Genomic DNA, 18,074 nt, shown 5'->3' with positions numbered 1-18,074 from the left:
CTGGAGGCCCCGTGTCGACGGTTGCAGAGCTGCTCCAACCCGTCGAGGCCGACCTCGATGCCCTGCTGGCCGATCTGCGCTCCCTGATCGGCGCCGGCCACCCCATCCTGCAGGCTGCGGCTGAGCACCTGTTCGCCGCCGGGGGCAAGCGCCTGCGGCCGGGCATCGTGCTGCTGCTGTCACGCGCGATCGCCCCGGACGGCGGCCTCAGCCCCCGTCACCGGCGCCTGGCGGAGATCACCGAGATGATCCACACCGCCTCACTCGTCCATGACGATGTCGTGGATGGCGCCGACACCCGTCGCGGTGTGGCCACGGTGCACAGCCGCTTCAACCACCGCGTGGCGGTCCTGGCCGGTGACTTCCTGTTCGCCCAGGCCAGCTGGCATCTGGCCAACCTCGACGATCTCGAGGTGGTGAAGCTGCTGTCGCGGGTGATCATGGACCTCGCCGATGGCGAGGTGAAGCAGGGGCTGTTCCGCTATGACACCGGCCAGAGCTTCGAGACCTACCTCGAAAAGAGCTACTGCAAGACGGCCTCGCTGATCGCCAACAGCTGCCGCGCCGCCGGCGTGCTGTCCGGTCTGGATGGCCAGCGCCTCGATGATCTCTACCGCTTCGGCCGCCAGCTGGGCCTGGCCTTCCAGGTGGTGGATGACATCCTCGACTTCACCGGCAGCGACCAGCAGCTGGGCAAACCAGCCGCCAGCGATCTGGCCTCCGGCTACCTCACCGCCCCGGCGTTGTTCGCGCTGGAGGAACGTCCCGCCCTGGCCGGCCTGATCGAGCGTGAGTTCAGCGAGACGGGCGATCTGGAACAGGCCCTCGCACTGGTGCGTGGCTGCGAGGCGATCCCGCGCGCCCGGTCCCTGGCGGAGGGCTTCGCCCGCGAGGCCCATGAGGCGATCACCTGGCTGCCCGCCTCCGAGCCCCGATCGGCCCTGCGGGCCCTGCCGGAGTTCGTGCTGAGCCGGTTGTACTGAAGCCTCACGACCATCGCTCTGCCGCGCAGCCGGAGCCGGCAGTCTTCAGCCGCCTGCTGGAGCTCCGTCCCGGGCGCAGAGCCCATCGTCATCAGGCGCGCCGTTCGAACGCGAGATCGCGCAGGCTCTCCAGGAAGATCCAGTCACCCGGATACAGCCGCTGGCGCTCCTCGGGCGACAGTCCTGGCGGCACCAGGACATGCACCCGGCAGCCGGCCGCCGCCGCCGCGATCGCCCCGGCCGGTGAATCCTCGAAGGCCCAGCAGTCCCCGGGGCTCACCCCCAGCCGCTCGGCCGCCAGCAGGAAGGGATCGGGCGCCGGCTTTCCGGCCTTCAGGTCGGGGTCATCGCCGTCGATGCGCAGCTCGATCAGCTCCAGCCAGGGATGGCCGGCGGTCTTGAGGGCAAGGGATTCACGGCTGCTGCTGGTGACCAGCGCCATCGCCACCTGCCGCTCAAGGCATTGCCGCAGAAGCTCCGGCGCCCCCTCCATGGGCTCGGCCCGGGGCAGCAGGCCACGGGCGATCGGCTGCTGCACGGCCAGCAGCTCCTCCACCGTCGGAGGTGCTCCGACCCGTTCCGCGATCCAGGTGATCACCTGGCGGGCATTGTCGAGACGACGCCGGCCCCGCAGCCGCATCAGCTCGGCGTCGGGCAGCTGCAGGCCGAAACGCTCGGCCGCCTGTCGCCAGGCCAGGCTGTGCAGCGGCTCGGTGTCAAGCAGCAGACCATCGAGGTCGAACAGGCAGGCGGCAGGGGCACTCATCCCCCCAGCCTGCCCGAGCGGCCATCGGGGGAGCAGGCGTCAGGGCGTATCCGACTCGGGATAACACTCCTCGAGGGCCGTCTCCATCGTGGTGAGCAGCAGCACCAGGGCAGCGCGGCTGTCGAGATCGGGCCCGGTGACCTCGGAGATCCAGCGGTGGCAGAGGCGCTCAATCTCGTGGAACACGGCGTTGCCCCGGCGCAGCAGCGTCATCACCCGCTCGAGGCTGGCCTCATCGATCTCGGGGGGCAGGCCGATCACATAGCGGCGGCCGTCCACACCGATGTAGGTGAGGTTGCCCTGGGCATCCAGCACCGGTCCGGCATGGGGGGTGATCGGCTGCTCGTCCACGTCCGATGCCTGCCACTCCCCCTCTGCTAATGCCGCGCCAGGCCCTTGCCAAGCGCGGAACCTCCGATCTCCGATCAGGCCTGCTGATGCCCGCCAATCCGGCCGAGCCGCGGCCAGCGGAGAGCACGGCAGGTTCCTTGGCACGTCTGGGATCGTGCGCAATGCTGGGACGCCGTCCGCGCCCAGCGCCCTCCATGAGCGAGCCCATCGCCCCCACGATCGAATCGGTGCTGCAGGAACAGCGCAGCTTCGATCCGCCGGCCGAGCTGGCGGCGCAGGCGCGCATCGGCTCGATGGAGGCCTACCGCGCCCTAGCGGAACGGGCCCAGAGCGATCCGGACGGCTTCTGGGGCGATCTGGCCCGTCAGGAACTGCACTGGTTCGAGCCGTTCCACACGGTGCTCGACTGGAGCAACCCGCCCTTCGCCCGCTGGTTCGAGGGCGGCACCACCAACCTGAGCTTCAACTGCCTCGATCGTCACCTCGCGGGGCCACGGGCCGACAAGATGGCCCTGATCTGGGAAGGGGAACCCGGGGACACGCGCCGCTTCACCTACCGCCAGCTGCACGCCGAGGTGTGCAGGGCGGCGAATGCCCTGAAGGATCTGGGAATCGGCAAGGGCGACCTGGTGGCCCTGTACATGCCGATGATCCCGGAGGCGGCCATCGCGATGCTCGCCTGCGCCCGCATCGGTGCCCCCCATTCGGTGGTGTTCGGCGGCTTTTCGGCCGATGCCCTGCGCGATCGTCTCATCGATGGCGAGGCGAAGCTGGTGATCACCGCCGACGGCGGCTTCCGCAAGGACAGGCCCGTGCCGCTGAAGCCGGCGGTGGATGAGGCTCTCGCAGCGGAAGGCGGGGCCCCCAGCGTGCAGAAGGTCCTGGTGGTGCGCCGTCTCGATGGTGCCGGGGGCGACTGCGCCATGCAGGAGGGCCGCGATGCCTGGTGGCATGAGCTGGTGGAGGCCCAGAGCCCGCAATGCCCGGCGGAGCCGATGGCCAGCGAAGACCGGCTGTTCGTGCTCTACACCTCCGGCTCCACCGGCAAGCCCAAAGGGGTGGTGCACACCACCGCCGGCTACAACCTGTGGGCCCACCTCACCTTCCAGTGGATCTTCGACATCCGTGAGGACGACATCCACTGGTGCACCGCGGACGTCGGCTGGATCACGGGGCACAGCTACATCGTCTATGGACCGCTCTCGAACGGCGCCACCACGGTGATGTACGAGGGCGCGCCCCGCCCCAGCAAACCGGGAGCCTTCTGGGAGGTGATCCAGAAGCACCGCTGCACGATCTTCTACACCGCCCCTACGGCGATCCGCGCCTTCATGAAGAGCGGCCGTGAGGTGCCGGATCAGTACGACATGAGCTCGCTGCGGATTCTCGGCACCGTCGGTGAGCCGATCAATCCTGAGGCCTGGATGTGGTATCGCGATGTGATCGGCGGCGACCGCTGCCCGGTGGTGGACACCTGGTGGCAGACCGAGACCGGCGGCGTCATGATCAGCCCGCTGCCCGGAGCCACTCCCACCAAGCCCGGCTCCTGCACCCTGCCCCTGCCGGGGATCCTCGCCGACATCGTCGATCACGACGGCAACTCGCAGCCGGCCGACCAGGGCGGCTATCTGGCCATCCGGCGTCCCTGGCCGGGGATGATGCGCACCGTGCACGGCGATCCCGAGCGCTTCCGCAGGAGCTATTGGGAGGAGATCCGACCCGCCGATGGCAGCTGGCTGTACTTCGCCGGAGATGGCGCCCGCCGCGACGCCGACGGCTACTTCTGGGTGATGGGCCGCGTCGATGACGTGATCAACGTGAGCGGCCACCGCCTGGGCACGATGGAGATCGAGAGCGCCCTGGTGAGCCATCCGGCCGTGGCCGAGGCCGCGGTGGTGGGGCGGCCCGATGAGCTCAAGGGCGAGGGGATCGTGGCCTTCGTGACCCTCGAAGCCGGCCGCAGCGGCGACGAGGCCCTGATCGGCGAGCTGCGCAGCCATGTGGGCAAGGAGATCGGCCCGATCGCCCGCCCCGATGTGATCCGCTTCTCCGACGCCCTGCCCAAGACCCGCAGCGGCAAGATCATGCGGCGCATCCTGCGCTCCCTGGCCGCCGGCCAGGAGGTGAGCGGCGACACCTCCACGCTTGAGGACCGCTCCGTGCTCGATGCCCTGCGGGTGTGAGGCAGGGCCGACCTTGCCACCTGAAAGCCGGAGCCGGGAACTCTCCCGCTCCGGCGTGTCCGGTCACCCTGGTGGGGCGGTCCCTGCTCGGCGATCAGACCGGCAGAGAGGGCTGAGCCAGCAACACGATCAGCCAGATCCCACCGATGAACGGCACCAGTGAAATGAAGATCCAGGGCCATGGCTTGCCCGAATCGCGCAGCCGGCGCACGGTCAGAGAGAGGGAGGGAAAGATCTGGGCGATGACATAGAGGATGTAGAGCTTGAACAACAGCTCATTGAACAGCCCCAGCACCAGCAGGATCAGGATGAGAATGCTGTCAGCCAGGTAAAACCACCAGAAATCTGGCCGATTGGAACGTCCTTCGTAGTCAAAGGAGCGCTGCCAGCCAGACACAAAGGCATCGATCATGACTGAGAGGATCGGGAAGACTCCGGCTAAATAGAGCAGCATGAAGGTGGTCGCACCAGGCTTTTTGGCAAATATTCATGGTGCTCTGACGCTGACAACAGCACCTCGCGCACAACATGATCGGCACCGCCCTGATCCGCCCTACGGCGAGCGCTCCCACCACGCCTCGATCCGCCGCGCGAGCCCATCCACCTGACGCTGACGGGACGGGTCATCGGCCCACTCACCCAGCAGGCGACGACGCAGACCGGCGCTGGCCGGAGTGAGGTGATCACCCGGGAGCTCCAGCAACTGGCTGGCATCCTCAGACCGCTGACGCAGGGCCGCCAGCAGCCGCCCGCTCTGATCGAGACCGTCGCGATCGAAACGCACCAGCAGATTGCGGGGCTGGCGATACTGACCGCTCACGAGCCGCAGGGTCTCGGCCGGCGAGGGGCTGAATTCGCTGCGGAAGCCGAACTGCTGGCCCACCTCAGCCAGCAGCGGCACCGAGCGCTCGGCGCTGAAGTTGTTGAACGCCAGTGCCGCCAGCCCGTCGCAACCGCGGCCGGCGTCCGGGGCGAGCAGATGCAGCTTGCAGCCGAGGCTGTGGCCCAGCCTGAGAACGGCAGGGCCGGCGCCGCGGGAGGCTCCTGCCTCCAGGCCCGCCGTTGGGCGGCACTGGCGGGAGACATCCATGCTGTGGCTCTCGAGCCAGCGCTGTCGCTCCTGGCGAAACAACCGCCAGGCCTCATTGGCCTGCAGCTGATGATCGAAACCCGGCACATAGCTCCAGGCATGGATCTGCCAGCCAAGGGCCGACAGCGCCTCCAGCAGGCGCCGGTAGCTCACCTGAGGCGTGGCCGCCAGATAGCTGCCGCCGATGAATTCGATCAGGCCACGCAACGAGCCGGGCCTCGGGCTCAGGCACCACAGCGCCCCACGCTGTCGCCAGGAGGGTTCCGCCGGGGCTAGCCCAGGAGCGGCCGTCCAGGTCGCCTCAGCCACCCTGCCCCTGCAGGCGCCGCAGCGCCTCGAGCGCCTCACGCCGATGGGCCGCACCATCGAGCAGGTTGTTGAACACATGGCGGATCACGCCCTGGCCGTCGATCACGTAGGTGACCCGGCCAGGCAGCAGGCCCAGCACCGAGGGCACTCCGAAGGCACGCCGCAGAGCATTGCCGCGGTCCACGAGGAGCGGATAGGGCAGGCCATGGCGCTCGGCGAAGCGACGATGGCTGGCAGCATCATCACCGCTGACACCCCAGACCTCGGCCCCAAGCGCCTGCAGATCGGCGTAGCTGTCACGGAAGGCGCAGGCCTCGGCGGTGCAGCCGGGGGTGTCGTCCTTGGGATAGAAGAACAGCACCAGCGGCCGACCGCCCAGCTGATCGCTGCGCCGCTCGGTGCCCTGGGCGTCCTCGAGCGAAATCAGGGGAGCGCGGTCACCGGGGGCCAGAGCCATGAAACGCAACAGAACGAGCCCAACCCTAGGAAGAGACGAACGGCCAGGAGAGCAGCCGAGGCCAGGCAGCGGCGTTTCCAGAGCGCAACCGCGGCACACCAGGGCCACCGGCACAGGGCAACCCATGCCGGCACCGGAGTTGGAGTGTGAATCACTCCCCAACAGCGCCGAAGGCGGCCCCCGGGCAGATGAGCGACCTGCCACGGCCCAGGCGCGCGTAACCGGCGGTCGATGCCTGGCGGCGGCCCGGCGCGCCTGGGACGATGGGGCAGAGCCAGGGGACGGCGATGCACAGCGGCAACGAGCAGGGCAGCCTCTGGGAGCAGAGCGATCTGCTCGAACTGGTCACAGCGACGCAAGCGCCCGCGCAGCCCAGCCAACCGCCGGCGACACCTCCCCCTGGTGCCGCCATGAAGGCGGACGCCGATGGCACGGCGCTCCCCGTCCACCAGCCGAGCAGCCGGTCTCAGCACACAGGTGCGGCCATCGCTGCCTGGCCTCCGGCGTCCTTGGCCGCAACCGAGGAACCCGAAGATCCGCGGCATGGGGAAGCCCCTCCCGCCGATGCCAGGGGGCACAGGGAGGAGGCCGAAGCCAGCGACAGGGCAGCTGCAGCCTCCCCCGCGGAGATTCACAGCCCGCTCACGAAGCGCTCTCCGTCACTGCCGCCGCTGCCCGGTCTCAGCGACACGCCCGCCCTTCCGACCTGCCCCGAGCGGCTGCTGATCCTCGACACCGAAACCACAGCTCTGAGCCCGCAGCAGGGGCAGTGCATCGAGGTCGGCGCCGTGCTCTTCGACGTGACCAGTCGCTCGGTGCTGATGCAGGTGTCGTTCCTGCTGCCCTGCGACCGCAACCCAGCCCAGGCGATCAATGGCATCCCGGCGGCTGTCAGCCGGCTGGAACAGCCCTGGCGCAGCGGACTGGCCTGCTTCGAAGCGATGGTGGCGGACGCCGATGCGGTGCTCGCCCACAACGCCGCCTTCGATCGCCAGTGGTTCGGCAACGGCGAACTGCCGGCCCTGTGCAAGCCCTGGATCTGCTCGATGGAGGACATCCGGTGGCCGGCAGAGCGTCAACTGCGGCCCACACCCTCGGTGCGTGATCTGGCCCTGGCCTATGGGGTGCCCGTCTGGGCCGCCCATCGTGCTCTCACCGACTGCATCTATCTGGTGCAGGTGTTCCAGCGGTGCGATGAGCTTGAAGCCCTGCTGCAGGGGGCCCTGGAACCGCGCCGGCTGGTGCGGGCCCGACTCTCCTACGACGAGCGACAGCTGGCCAAGGATGCGGGCTTCCGCTGGAACGAACCGGTGCCGAAGGCCTGGAGCCGGCGGCTGAGCGAACGAGAGATCGCGGCCCTGCCCTTTCCGGTCGATCCGGTGGAAGCGGAGGAACCGGCACGGCCACGCGGAGAGCTGCCTGCGCCGCAGTGGCGCCGCAGCGCCTGAAGCTCTCCCCGACTCGCCCGTCCCCTCAGAGAAAGGCCGGCAGCGCGCCGCCGGGATGCTGCGAGGAATGGAGATCGCGCAGCAGGGTGAAGTCAGCGAAATCGAAGCCGGGCCCCACGCAGCAGCTCACCAGACTCCAGGCCCCGAGGCTGTAGGCGGCCTGCCACCAGCCAGCCGGCACGATCGCCAGAGGCATGACTTCTTCGTCAGCCAGGTCCACCAGCTGAGTCGCCAGACGCCGGCGCCGCAGCGCGCCGCCTTCGGGCGGCAGGCAAAGCAGTTCGAGCGGAGCACCACCAGCGTGATGCCAGCTCTCATCGGCGCCGCAGACCTGGTGCCAGCGGCTGATCTCACCCTGAGGCAGCAGGAACAGGATGGCGGTCAGGCCAGCACGGCGCTGACCATCTGCGCGGCTCACCGCTTCTCGACTGCGATGCAGTTCGCGATACCAGCCACCCTCCGGGTGCGGCTCCAGGCGATAGCGGCGAATCAGCGCTTCCACGGTCATGAGCTCTGGGGAGGGCACGATGACCGCTCACGATGGCGAGGACGGAACCGGAACAACGGTGGCCTGGCAGATGCGTGAGAAAAAAAGACCCCCGCAATGCAGGGGCCCGGCTGCTCGCACAAACCTCGGCGGCAGTGTAGCCAGATGCAGCGATTCCCGAGCGCAGCTTCCCAGGGTCCGAGGCCGAGTCCCCACCGATGGAATAGGCCCCATGCGGGGAAGCCGTCAGGCACCCATGGGCCGCGGGATCACGCCCGCTCCACCGCTCCAGCTGCCAACTGCTGCCTTCGTCCGCATACAAAAAGCCCCCTCCGAGGAGGGGGCCTGAACTCAACAGAGCGTTGAGGGTCGGAAAGATCCCGAGGATCAGCCGATGACCGGAGCGGTCAGCGCCACAGGCGTGGCCTCAGCAGCAGCCAGGTCGAGCGGGAAGTTGTGAGCGTTGCGCTCGTGCATCACTTCCATGCCCAGACCAGCGCGGTTCAGGATGTCCGCCCAGGTGTTCAGCACACGACCCTGCGAATCAAGGATCGACTGGTTGAAGTTGAAGCCGTTCAGGTTGAAGGCCATCGTGCTCACGCCCAGGGCAGTGAACCAGATGCCGATCACAGGCCAGGCAGCCAGGAAGAAGTGCAGGCTGCGGCTGTTGTTGAACGAGGCGTATTGGAAGATCAGGCGACCGAAGTAACCGTGGGCAGCCACGATGTTGTAGGTCTCTTCCTCCTGGCCGAACTTGTAACCGTAGTTCTGGGACTCAGACTCGGTGGTTTCACGCACCAGGCTGGAGGTCACCAGCGAACCGTGCATGGCGGAGAACAGGCTGCCGCCGAACACACCGGCCACACCCAGCATGTGGAAGGGGTGCATCAGGATGTTGTGCTCAGCCTGGAACACCAGCATGTAGTTGAAGGTGCCGCTGATGCCGAGGGGCATGCCGTCGGAGAAGGAGCCCTGACCGAAGGGATACACCAGGAACACAGCCGAAGCAGCAGCCACAGGGGCGCTGTAGGCAACGCAGATCCAGGGGCGCATGCCGAGGCGGTAGGAGAGTTCCCACTCACGGCCCATGTAGGCGTAGACGCCGATCAGGAAGTGGAAGACCACCAGCTGGTAAGGACCGCCGTTGTACAGCCACTCGTCAAGGCTGGCGGCTTCCCAGATGGGGTAGAAGTGCAGGCCGATGGCGTTGCTCGAAGGAACAACGGCGCCGGAGATGATGTTGTTGCCGTACATCAGCGAGCCGGCAACGGGCTCACGGATGCCATCGATGTCCACAGGGGGAGCAGCGATGAAGGCGATCACGAAGCAGATGGTGGCGGCCAGCAGGCAGGGGATCATCAGCACGCCGAACCAGCCCACGTAGAGGCGGTTGTTGGTGGAGGTGACCCACTCGCAGAACTGCTGCCAACCGGAAGCGCCGGAGCGCTGCTGGAGAGTGGCGGTCATGAGAACGGGGTTCGATCCGTCAACGGATCAAGGACTTAGGAAGAGCCGGCAAGCGCCGACAAGAAGGAATGTAACGGCTCTTTGCCGTTTTGTAAAGGTCGGCCGACCCCGTCGCCGATGCAGGCTTGCTCAGGACGCGGGCGGCGCCGGACACCCCATGGCTGTGCAGGGGATGCCACAGTTCCGCCACTGGCGGATCTCCATCGGGCCGCTGCTCCCGTGTCCCGCTCGCGGCTTCGGGCCTGACGCCGGACCGGCGCTCCCGCCGGATCCTCCTCGATCGCTGACAGCCTCGATCGCTCCACTCCAGACCCTGACGCCAGCCAGGCGCGAACGCTGAAACTCTGCACCCTGCCTGCCGTCTCCCCCGATCAATGGCGCCGGCGCCGCTGTCGTCAGCAGGTCGCCCCCGGGGGTCTGAGCAAAGGTTCTACAGTTGTTTCTCGCTTTTTCCTTCGGGAGGTTGCGGTGAAAGTCATCCATCACGACGACGAACACCTGCTGTGTCTGTCCTCCGAGGAAGTGGCCCTGCTGGTGGATCTCTGCCATGCCGGCCTGTATTCCGACCTTCTCGGCCATGACCGAACGCCGCCGGGACGGGTGATGCGGTTCATGGGGGACCTGCAGCATTCCCTGTTTTCCACGGCCCAGGGGGTCTGGAGCCGGCGCAGGGCGAAGACCCCCTGATCCGTTCAGGATTCGACGTCCGGCTCCGGCCCTTGGTCCCTTGTCTCGGGCCCGGCGCCCCGTTCCGCCAGCAGCGTGCTCACCATCAGGCGCAGCGTGTCGCGGTTGCCGCCGGCGGCCTGCCAGCTGCTCAGCCAGTGCTGAAGGGTGTCACTGATGCGGCCATCGCCACCGAGGCGCTCGAGAAAGGCTCGGGCATCGTCGAGGCACGTCCCGCCATCCCCGAAGCCATCCAGTCGTGGATCCAGAGCCGTCTGCAACAGTTCCAGATCGGCGTTGGTGAGCTCAGGAAGGGGATCGGCCATCAGGCGCCACGGAACCGGAACAGGGCGTGATCGGCAGGGCACGACCCGCGAGCCGCACCTAGAGTGGCATTCTCCGCCCTGGCTGGGCCGTCACGTTCTCGACGCCACCGCCTCCCCGCCACTGTGCTCAAGCTCTGCCTGCAGTTGCTGGTCTGCCTGACGATCGCGCTGCGGGCCCTGATGCTTTTCGGCCATCTGCGTCGCCTGTGGCGGGAGGAGGGGCACAGCCTGGCCTCGGAGTTCCGCCACGAGCTGCGTCGCCGCGGCCTGCTCGCGCCCCTGCCCCGCATCAGCCCCTGACACGGATCGGCTGAGCCGGATCCCGACGGGACCGCGCGCCCAGGCCCGGCCATCGACACTCGCCACCCCGGCACGACCTGCCGACATCGCCCTCGAATCCCGGACAGAAGCGCAGAAGATTTGCGGACGCTGACATGGTCACTCCCCCAGCGCGCCGCCGCCCCGCGTCCCGACGCCGCCTCCTGTCCCGACGCCGGCGTGATCATGGCGCGATCCCACCGGAGCCGGTCGTCCGGCGACCGCTGAGGTGATGCACGGCGTGGATGACCACGCCCCACAGCTCCGGATCCCCACCCTCCTCCAGGCCGGCGGGCAGGAGCAGGGGAGCACTGCTGCCGTCACTGGCCTCCAGCCACAGGCGCTCCCGCCGCCGCACCAGGCGCCGCACCAGGAAGCGGCCGGCATGGACAGCCACCACCACCCGACCCGGCCGGGACTCAAGGCTGCGGTCGATCACGAGCAGATCGCCATCAACGATGCCATCGCCGCGCATGGCATCACCACAGACCCGCATGAAGAAGGTGGACAGGGGCGAGGCGATCAGCTCCCGGTTGAGATCGATGCGAGCCTCGACATAGTCCTCGGCCGGACTGGGAAAGCCTGCGGCGACGGCCTCTCCGGCCAGAGCGCAGAGATGGGGCTCCGCTTCGGCCCGCAGGGGCACCGGCAGCCCGGCCGGCAGACCCCAGAGCAGCAAGGGAGCAGAGGACACGGACACCGGAAGGGACAGGGACACACGCAGCGGCGGGACGCCGCCAGCCACCCGCCGATCAGTACATCTGTTCTAGCAGTCATGGCGGCGGCGGCCGGCATCCAGCCGGGCGTTTGTGTCCCTGTCTGCTGACAGGTGCGATCCCGTCGGGCGCACATCGCAGACACTCTTGTTCACATATCGAGTCACCGCCCATGTCCGACAGCAATCTGCTGAGCCGTCTGGCTGCGCTGAGCATGCGGCAGCTGCGCGAAGTGGCGCGCACCCTCGGCGTGGCCCGCTACAGCAGTTCGAACCGCGAACGGCTCGCCCAGGCCATCGCCGAGAAGCGGGCCCCGCAGCAGGCCGTCGAAGCGATCGAGACAGCCAATCTGGCGGCGATCGAAGCCGAGATGGCCCCCGTTCAGCGCTCCGACGCCGAGACCCGCGTCGTCTTCCTCCCACGCGATCCCCAGTGGGCCTACGTCTTCTGGGACATCGCCGACGCTGACCGCGACCAGGCCCTCGCCGCCGGTGCCTCTCAGCTCTGTCTCCGTGTCGCCGACGTCACAGGCCTCGCTCCCGGCTCCGCCCACCCCCACACCCTTCAGGAAGTGGTCGTCGATGCCCACGCCTGCGAGTGGTATCTCCCCGTTCCACTCTCCGATCGCGACTACCGCGTCGAGCTCGGCTACCGCAAGGGTGCCGCCGGCGGCTGGATCTCCCTCGCCTTCTCTTCCGTCGCCCGCGTCCCCGCTCTCCATCCCTCCGAGCAGATCCTCGATCAGTTCGTCCCCTTCTCCCTCGATCCCGGCAACGCCCCTGCTCCCGCTCCCCTGACTCCCGCCGCCGCAGACACCGGCCTCCACGAGCGCCTCTATCAATCCGCCACCACAGGCTGGCGACGCCTCGGACGCGGCTCCGAGGCCTTCCATGAATTCGCCGAACACGACTCCTCCCTCTCCGGTGAGGGCTTCTCCGCCTCCGCCGCAGGCGTCTGGGCCTCCGGTCGCAGCGAGTCCGGCGCAGGCCTCCCGCCCCGCCAGCGCTCCTTCTGGCTCGTCGCCGACGCCGAGCTCATCGTCTACGGCGCCACCGATCCCGCCGCACGCCTCACCATCGGCGGCGAGGACGTCCCCCTCTCACCCGACGGCACCTTCCGCATCCAGGTCCCCTTCCGCGACGGACAGCAGCTCTATCCCATCGAGGCCATCGCCGCCGATGGCGAGCAGCGACGCAACATCACCCTTGAGTTCCGCCGCACCACACCTGAGGCGAACGTGAACACCCGCGAGGCCGCCGTTCCCGAGTGGTTCTGAGGCGCGGCTCCAGGCTCGCGCACCACTCGCCACAGCCATGGGGCCGCCGTCGGACGCCTCCTGAAGACATCTCCGATCGATCCCGGGTCCCGGGCGGCCAGGCCGTCCGGGACTTTTGATGCGTCACCGGCCCTCAGCAGGGGGATGCCCCGGATCGCCGCAGGCGCATGGCAGGCAGGTCCTGGGGGGCAGGTGCCAGGGCAGGAGCAGGCGCCTCAGATCAGGGCGGCGAGCTGATGCAGCAGGGAATCGAGGCGTGCCTGTTCGACGGCTGCGGCTTGGCGGTCGGAGCCCGCCTCGCCAGCGCCCCGGCCGGGGGATGGAACAGCGGCCGTCTCCAGATTCAGGCAGAGCGGGCGCTCGTCGGCCTCCAGCGGTTCCAGAGCCGCCAGCTGCGCCTGGAGGACGGCAGCATCGGCTTCGGAGGGATCCCCCCCCCGTTCGCGGCGCAACGCGATGCGACGTCGCGCCAGCTCCGGCGTGCAGGAACAGGACAGGATCGCCAGGCGCACCCCCAGCCGCTCGGCCAGGCTGCGGAAGTGAAGGCGCTGCCAGCGCCTGAGGAAGGTGGCATCGCAGATCACCGAGAAACCGGCCTCCAGGGCAGCGGAGCAGGCATCGCTCAAACGACTGCGATAGAGGGTCTCGCTGACCCCGGAGCCATAGGGATCCCCCTGCAACGGCGTTCCGCAGGGCTCACCCCAGCGGCCGAACAGCCGGAGCCTCTCGACGTCAGAGCGGATGTGCAGCCAGCCGAGCCGCTCGGCCAGAAGGCGGCTGAGGTGGCTCTTGCCACTGCCGGAGACGCCATGGGTGATCAGAAGCACAGGCTGTCTCCAGCGCTGGACGGAAGCCGCCAGATGCAGGTAGGCCGCCAGATCGACCCAGCCCCGCGCCGACTCCTCCTCCTCCGCTGCCTGCTGCTCCAGCCGCAGAGCGGTGACCTTGGCCCGCACCAGGGCCCGATAGGCCAGGTACCAGCGCCAGCTCGCCAGCGCGCCGTAATCGCCGCTGCCGGCCAGCCAATGGTTGAGCAGAGAGGCTGCCAGGAGGCTGTGGCGGTGGCGGCACAGGTCCATTGCCAGGAACGCCAGGTCGCTGCTCACATCGATCCAGCGCAGCGCGGGGCTGAACTCCAGGCAGTCGAAGACGACGATCTGCCCCCGGTGAAGCACCAGATTGCCGAGATGCAGATCGCCGTGGCCCTCGCGCACCCGTCCGTGCTGGAGCCGACGCTCGAACAGTGGCTCGAGCCGCAGCGCCTCGGCTTCGCACCACTGCCGCAGCGGTGGCAGGAGCCGGTCCTGCGGCCCCAGGAAACGCTCCAGCACGGCGAGATTGGCCAGCGCCGGCTGGCGCACCCGTGCGGCGGTCCCGAACGCACTGTCCGCCGGGGCGATGGCGGCACCGGCGTGGAAGGTGGCCAGGCGGCCCGCCAGATCCTTCACCAACGCCAGGAGCGAGGCCAGAGGCAGACCGCGCCGCAGCACGGCGGGCAGCAGATCCCGTTGACGGAACTGGCGCATCTGCACCGCCACCTCGATCGGCGGGCCGACGCCACCGAGATGGGCCCGCTGCACGGGACCATGAATCGAGCGCAGGCCGAGATAGAGATCTGGAGCCAACCTGCGGTTGAGGCGCAGTTCCTCCTCACAGAAATGCCGCCGACGCTCGAGGGTGCTGAAATCGACGAAGCCGAGATCGACAGGCTTCTTGATCTTGTAGGCGTAGGTGCCGGTGAGCAGAATCCAGGAGATGTGGGTCTGGAGAAGCTGCACCTCCTCGACCGGATGGTCATAGGCCTCAGGCTGCAGCAGGGCGGTGATCAGCGGCTCCATGCCAGACCAAGAACGGCATCCGCACACAGCATGGCCTCAGGCAGGCTGGTTGACCTCAGCAGCCCTTGTTCAGTCGGCGCATGTCCCAGATGATCAGGGCCTCCACGGGAGCCCAGAGCAGATAGGGCAACAGCAGGGCGGAGGCCAGCGGCGACACCGTCAGCAGAGCAGCGGCCAGGATGAGCGCGTAGACCCATCCCAGCAGGCAGAGCAGCGCGCCGATCGCGAGACGGCGGCGGCGGCACATCATCCAGGTAGAACCCTGGACCAGGACCAGCAACAGGGTGTAGGGCAGGATCAGATTCCAGTTATTGCGGGCGTTCCAGATCACCAGGCTGGAGAGGTAGATGCCGCTGTGAATCAGGAGCCAGATCAGAGGGAGACTGGAGACAAAGGGTACCCAGGATGGCCGCCTCAGACCCTGATACCAGGCAAAATCCCTGCTGGGAGGATTGATCAGAACGATCAGTCCCTCCACCAGGATCAGAATCAGCAGCCAGGGAGGCACGAAGCGAAGCGGGCGTCAGCAGGGACAGGAGGTGATGCTGGGTGACGCATGTCACCCTCCGGGGAAGAGGGCAAATCAGGGAACGCTGACCCGTGAACGGATGGGCAGTACCGCTGCAGAGAGACAACAATCTGAGCAACAGCGACGCAGACGCCGAAGAACACGCGACGACGCGTTCGCCAGAGATTGATCAGATTCTGACAGCCGTGCACCCCACCACTGCGGATCACGGCGAGGCAGGCGTCATCGGCACCGCTGCGAGGCCGACGGCATCAGGTCCCGCCCCATCCGACAGCAACGCCGGATCCAGGCAGCGCTCCAGACCGCAGCCGCGCCAGGGTGCATCCTCGGAGGAACACTCCCAGCTGCGCAGATGCAGCCATCGCTCCCCGGGCCGGCAGACGAGCCGGTGCCGGTAGGCCGCCCCACGACTGCGCGGCGGGGGCAAAGCCCCCACCAGCGGGATCAGATCCGTGTCGCTGTGCACCAGGGCCGCCAGCAGGAGGGCGGCCCGGGGATCGGCGCCGCCGCGGGCCGCCGCCAGACGCCAGGCGCGGCGCAGGCGTTCGAGCACCGCCTGCGGCTCCCCGTCACGCCGCAGCCACCAGTGCAGCGGCCCCCAGCCTGGGACCCCCAGACAGGACAACAGAGCGGCAGAGGACATGGGGAGCGAAACGCACGCCCCCTGTCAGTGCCACCATGCGCACCATCCACTGTCCGCGGAAGCGATCCGCCCGTCCCGCCATGCCCCTGCCGGAGCAGCGCCGTCCCGCCTGGCTCAACTGGCTGATCCTGCTCGCCTTCCTCTGGTCGTCCTGGCAGCTGGCCGGCCTCTGGCTGGCAAGGTTGCACGGCTGATCAGGGGACGGTGGGGCCGGCGGAGCGTCCCGGCCACGCCGCCCTGACCAGCCGCACGGCCCCACCGACCAGCAACAGCAGGGCCAGCAGGGCGAGAACCACCACCAGGAGCATCACCAGCAGCTGCAGCAGGGCCAGCCCCAGCTGCTCCAGCCCGCGGATCAGATTCGCGATCGCCGCGTTGACCAGCGACAGGGCATCCAGTCGGCTGGTGAGCAGCAGCAGGAGTGCCAACAGACCGCAGCCGGCCAGCAGGAGCGCCAGGCCGAAACCGGCCTGGCGCCAACGGGCCTGGCGCCGCCGCCGCCGGGGCCGCCGCCGGGACTTCCGCTCAGGGGGACTGCCAGGCCGGGGAAGCTGCAGCGTGTGGGAGCGAGAAGGCATGGCGGGTCTGGTGGGCGTTGCCGGCCAGGGCGCCGACCCTCAGAGATCAAGCCGGTAGCCGGCTCCGCGCATCCAGCGCTCGAATTCCACCAGCACCAGTTCGTTGGGGCAATCGATCAGGGACAGGTTCCTGACTGTGCAATCGCCCTGGCCGCCGTGATGGAGGGTGAGCAGAAAGTCCTCACCGCTGAGGCCACACACCTCCGGATCGCTGCGCACCACGACGTCGAGAGCGGCGCCCAGACGGGCGACGCGCCGCCGCAGCTCCGACCAGGTCTTTGTCATCGCGCATCAGGCCGCCAGAGGAATTCCAGTCTCACCCGCCACCCTCCGGAACCGGCTCGGTCGGCCGAGGCTCAGCGACGCGGTTGCGCAGGAGCCTCCGCAGACGGCTGCGAGGGGACTGGCTGACGGGGGGCAGGGGGAAGCGGCAGCAACAGGGCCACAGCCGCCAGCACGCTCACGGCCGCCAACCCGCCGACGGGGGCGGCCAGGCGACGGGGCAGGGGCAGCCGCTCCGCCAGCTCACGCGAGCGCAGCGGCTGGGCCGTCGGCAACGTCAGGGGAAGCTGCAGACGCGGGTCGAGCCGCAGCGCATCCAGCACCCGCACCAGATCCGCCAGTTCCGCGTCGTCCAGATCCAGGGTGAGCGAGGGGTTGCCGCTCTGGCTGCTGCGCAGGATCAGGCGATGCTGGCCGGACTCCCCCGGTTCGATCGTCACGGGGCTCGCCTCGTCGCCGAAGCGCCGCCCGACGGCGCTGATCTGGTGGCGGGCGTAGGGAAGCACCACCTGCAGGAGCGCCAGCAGGTGCTCACGCTCCCCTTCCAGTTCGGGCCGGCCGAGCCACTGCAGAGACCAGCCGGTGATGATGCCGACGGCCTCCGGCGCCTGACCGATCGACACATCGGGGAAGCCCTCCACCTGCAGGCGGCAGCTGAGCTGGTCGTAGCGGAGGGTCTGCTTCATCAAGGCGGTGTCGGAGAGAGGGCTGGAGCTCAGGCGGCCGCATCCAGCAGGCTGGCGCGCAGGCGCTCGAACCCGCCGATGCCGGTGGCCAGCGCCAGGCTGCGCACCAGGCGACGGCGCTGCTCGGCTCCGGCAACGGGATCCAGCAACTGCTGCACACCACTGCGACGGGGGTTCATCCGCTCGCGCAGCAGGGCCCCCAACCGCTCCTCGAACAGCTGCCAGCGCTGCGCCGTGAGTTCGGCGGGTTCCTGGCTGGAGAGCAGGGCACGCAGCATCGGATAGAGGCGATCCGCCATCAGGCAGAGAATGCGGATCAGGGCATCGGTGTGGTCGCTGGAGAGCTCACCGCGGCGGCAGGCCCGGCGCAGGGGGTTATGGCAGCGCTGCTTCCACAGCTCCACCCGGTTGGGGAACAGCTTCTGGTAGCCGAGCTGCTCGCTCAGCCAGACCATCGCCTCACCGCCGTTGAGATCGAGCGCCTCCAGGCACAGCAGCAGTAGATCCAGCCGCTCGAGCCCCCGTCGCGGCAGCGGCCGCTCCGTGGCCTGGGGAGCCGTCCCGGGGGCCAGCGGCAACGGCCCGGGGCTAACCGTGCCGTCGACTGGCGTGGAAGGGGGAGCCTGGGTCATGGCTGCGATGATGCCAGCAGGCCCACCCTTTGCGCATCCCACC

At 68.6% G+C, this 18,074-nt stretch carries 22 protein-coding genes; 6 read left to right on the top strand and 16 right to left on the bottom strand.

Features of this window, described 5'->3' with window-relative positions; genetic code table 11:
* Positions 1-11 precede the first annotated feature (11 nt).
* Complete coding sequence (gene sds, locus H8F25_RS16785; RefSeq protein WP_197211384.1) at positions 12-983, top strand: solanesyl diphosphate synthase; 972 nt, start codon at positions 12-14, stop codon at positions 981-983.
* Positions 984-1,074: 91 nt separating this feature from the next.
* Here sds and H8F25_RS16780 read toward each other — a convergent pair whose 3' ends face one another.
* On the bottom strand, positions 1,075-1,749 hold the full coding sequence (locus tag H8F25_RS16780; RefSeq protein ID WP_197211383.1) for an HAD family phosphatase: 675 nt from the start codon (positions 1,747-1,749) through the stop codon (positions 1,075-1,077).
* Positions 1,750-1,788: 39 nt separating this feature from the next.
* Entirely contained in the window at positions 1,789-2,100 is a 312-nt protein-coding gene (locus H8F25_RS16775; protein WP_197211382.1) for a hypothetical protein, read from the bottom strand.
* Between the two features lie 194 nt (positions 2,101-2,294).
* On the opposite strand from H8F25_RS16775, the gene acs reads away from it, so the two are divergent.
* Positions 2,295-4,283 carry an acetate--CoA ligase gene (gene acs / locus H8F25_RS16770; protein WP_197211381.1) on the top strand — a complete coding sequence of 663 codons (1,989 nt, stop codon included), beginning with the start codon at positions 2,295-2,297 and terminating at the stop codon, positions 4,281-4,283.
* Between the two features lie 94 nt (positions 4,284-4,377).
* Here acs and H8F25_RS16765 read toward each other — a convergent pair whose 3' ends face one another.
* The 3 genes from H8F25_RS16765 to H8F25_RS16755 form a co-directional block, all read right to left on the bottom strand.
* Entirely contained in the window at positions 4,378-4,695 is a 318-nt protein-coding gene (locus tag H8F25_RS16765; RefSeq protein ID WP_197211380.1) for a DUF805 domain-containing protein, read from the bottom strand.
* Between the two features lie 141 nt (positions 4,696-4,836).
* Positions 4,837-5,571, bottom strand: coding sequence for a DUF1350 family protein (locus H8F25_RS16760; protein ID WP_231597399.1), 735 nt, complete (start codon positions 5,569-5,571; stop codon positions 4,837-4,839).
* Between the two features lie 103 nt (positions 5,572-5,674).
* A complete protein-coding gene (locus H8F25_RS16755) occupies positions 5,675-6,139 on the bottom strand; it encodes a peroxiredoxin (protein WP_197211378.1) in 465 nt (154 codons plus the stop codon).
* Between the two features lie 629 nt (positions 6,140-6,768).
* On the opposite strand from H8F25_RS16755, the gene H8F25_RS16750 reads away from it, so the two are divergent.
* Positions 6,769-7,587, top strand: a complete 819-nt coding sequence (locus H8F25_RS16750; RefSeq protein WP_370525900.1) for an exonuclease domain-containing protein — start codon at positions 6,769-6,771, stop codon at positions 7,585-7,587.
* A gap of 25 nt (positions 7,588-7,612) precedes the next feature.
* On the opposite strand, the gene H8F25_RS16745 is transcribed toward H8F25_RS16750, so the two are convergent.
* Both H8F25_RS16745 and psbA read right to left on the bottom strand, forming a co-directional pair.
* Positions 7,613-8,095 (bottom strand): cupin domain-containing protein, encoded by a 483-nt coding sequence (locus H8F25_RS16745; protein ID WP_197214028.1) that lies wholly within the window; start codon positions 8,093-8,095, stop codon positions 7,613-7,615.
* A 366-nt stretch (positions 8,096-8,461) separates the two neighbouring features.
* Complete coding sequence (gene psbA / locus H8F25_RS16740) at positions 8,462-9,541, bottom strand: photosystem II q(b) protein (RefSeq protein ID WP_197210420.1); 1,080 nt, start codon at positions 9,539-9,541, stop codon at positions 8,462-8,464.
* Between the two features lie 468 nt (positions 9,542-10,009).
* On the opposite strand from psbA, the gene H8F25_RS16735 reads away from it, so the two are divergent.
* Positions 10,010-10,228: a hypothetical protein gene (locus H8F25_RS16735; RefSeq protein ID WP_197211377.1), complete on the top strand. Its 219-nt coding sequence runs from the start codon at positions 10,010-10,012 to the stop codon at positions 10,226-10,228.
* 5 nt (positions 10,229-10,233) lie between these two features.
* Here the strand turns inward: H8F25_RS16735 and H8F25_RS16730 are convergent, their stop codons facing one another.
* A complete protein-coding gene (locus H8F25_RS16730) occupies positions 10,234-10,533 on the bottom strand; it encodes a hypothetical protein (RefSeq protein ID WP_197211376.1) in 300 nt (99 codons plus the stop codon).
* A gap of 123 nt (positions 10,534-10,656) precedes the next feature.
* On the opposite strand from H8F25_RS16730, the gene H8F25_RS16725 reads away from it, so the two are divergent.
* Positions 10,657-10,833, top strand: coding sequence for a hypothetical protein (locus H8F25_RS16725; RefSeq protein WP_197211375.1), 177 nt, complete (start codon positions 10,657-10,659; stop codon positions 10,831-10,833).
* A 202-nt stretch (positions 10,834-11,035) separates the two neighbouring features.
* Here the strand turns inward: H8F25_RS16725 and H8F25_RS16720 are convergent, their stop codons facing one another.
* Complete coding sequence (locus H8F25_RS16720) at positions 11,036-11,551, bottom strand: LexA family protein (protein WP_370525770.1); 516 nt, start codon at positions 11,549-11,551, stop codon at positions 11,036-11,038.
* Positions 11,552-11,739: 188 nt separating this feature from the next.
* On the opposite strand from H8F25_RS16720, the gene H8F25_RS16715 reads away from it, so the two are divergent.
* A complete protein-coding gene (locus H8F25_RS16715) occupies positions 11,740-12,843 on the top strand; it encodes a DUF4912 domain-containing protein (RefSeq protein ID WP_197211374.1) in 1,104 nt (367 codons plus the stop codon).
* 215 nt (positions 12,844-13,058) lie between these two features.
* Here the strand turns inward: H8F25_RS16715 and H8F25_RS16710 are convergent, their stop codons facing one another.
* The 7 genes from H8F25_RS16710 to H8F25_RS16680 form a co-directional block, all read right to left on the bottom strand.
* Entirely contained in the window at positions 13,059-14,681 is a 1,623-nt protein-coding gene (locus H8F25_RS16710; RefSeq protein WP_197211373.1) for a bifunctional aminoglycoside phosphotransferase/ATP-binding protein, read from the bottom strand.
* Positions 14,682-14,736: 55 nt separating this feature from the next.
* A complete protein-coding gene (locus H8F25_RS16705) occupies positions 14,737-15,189 on the bottom strand; it encodes a tryptophan-rich sensory protein (RefSeq protein ID WP_197211372.1) in 453 nt (150 codons plus the stop codon).
* Between the two features lie 226 nt (positions 15,190-15,415).
* On the bottom strand, positions 15,416-15,853 hold the full coding sequence (locus H8F25_RS16700; protein WP_197211371.1) for a hypothetical protein: 438 nt from the start codon (positions 15,851-15,853) through the stop codon (positions 15,416-15,418).
* A 194-nt stretch (positions 15,854-16,047) separates the two neighbouring features.
* The gene (locus tag H8F25_RS16695; protein WP_197211370.1) at positions 16,048-16,431 is read right to left on the bottom strand and encodes a hypothetical protein; all 384 of its coding nucleotides are present in this window, start codon (positions 16,429-16,431) and stop codon (positions 16,048-16,050) included.
* Between the two features lie 39 nt (positions 16,432-16,470).
* On the bottom strand, positions 16,471-16,716 hold the full coding sequence (locus H8F25_RS16690) for a hypothetical protein (protein WP_197211369.1): 246 nt from the start codon (positions 16,714-16,716) through the stop codon (positions 16,471-16,473).
* A 71-nt stretch (positions 16,717-16,787) separates the two neighbouring features.
* Positions 16,788-17,399, bottom strand: coding sequence for a DUF4335 domain-containing protein (locus tag H8F25_RS16685; protein WP_197211368.1), 612 nt, complete (start codon positions 17,397-17,399; stop codon positions 16,788-16,790).
* Positions 17,400-17,428: 29 nt separating this feature from the next.
* Positions 17,429-18,031, bottom strand: coding sequence for a DUF3038 domain-containing protein (locus H8F25_RS16680; RefSeq protein WP_197211367.1), 603 nt, complete (start codon positions 18,029-18,031; stop codon positions 17,429-17,431).
* Positions 18,032-18,074: the final 43 nt, after the last annotated feature.

It is taken from the genome of Synechococcus sp. CBW1004 (assembly GCF_015840715.1).
Lineage (GTDB): Bacteria > Cyanobacteriota > Cyanobacteriia > PCC-6307 > Cyanobiaceae > Cyanobium.
The sequence above is the reverse complement of the archived record's forward strand: the minus strand, read 5'-3'. Positions and strand labels throughout refer to the sequence as shown.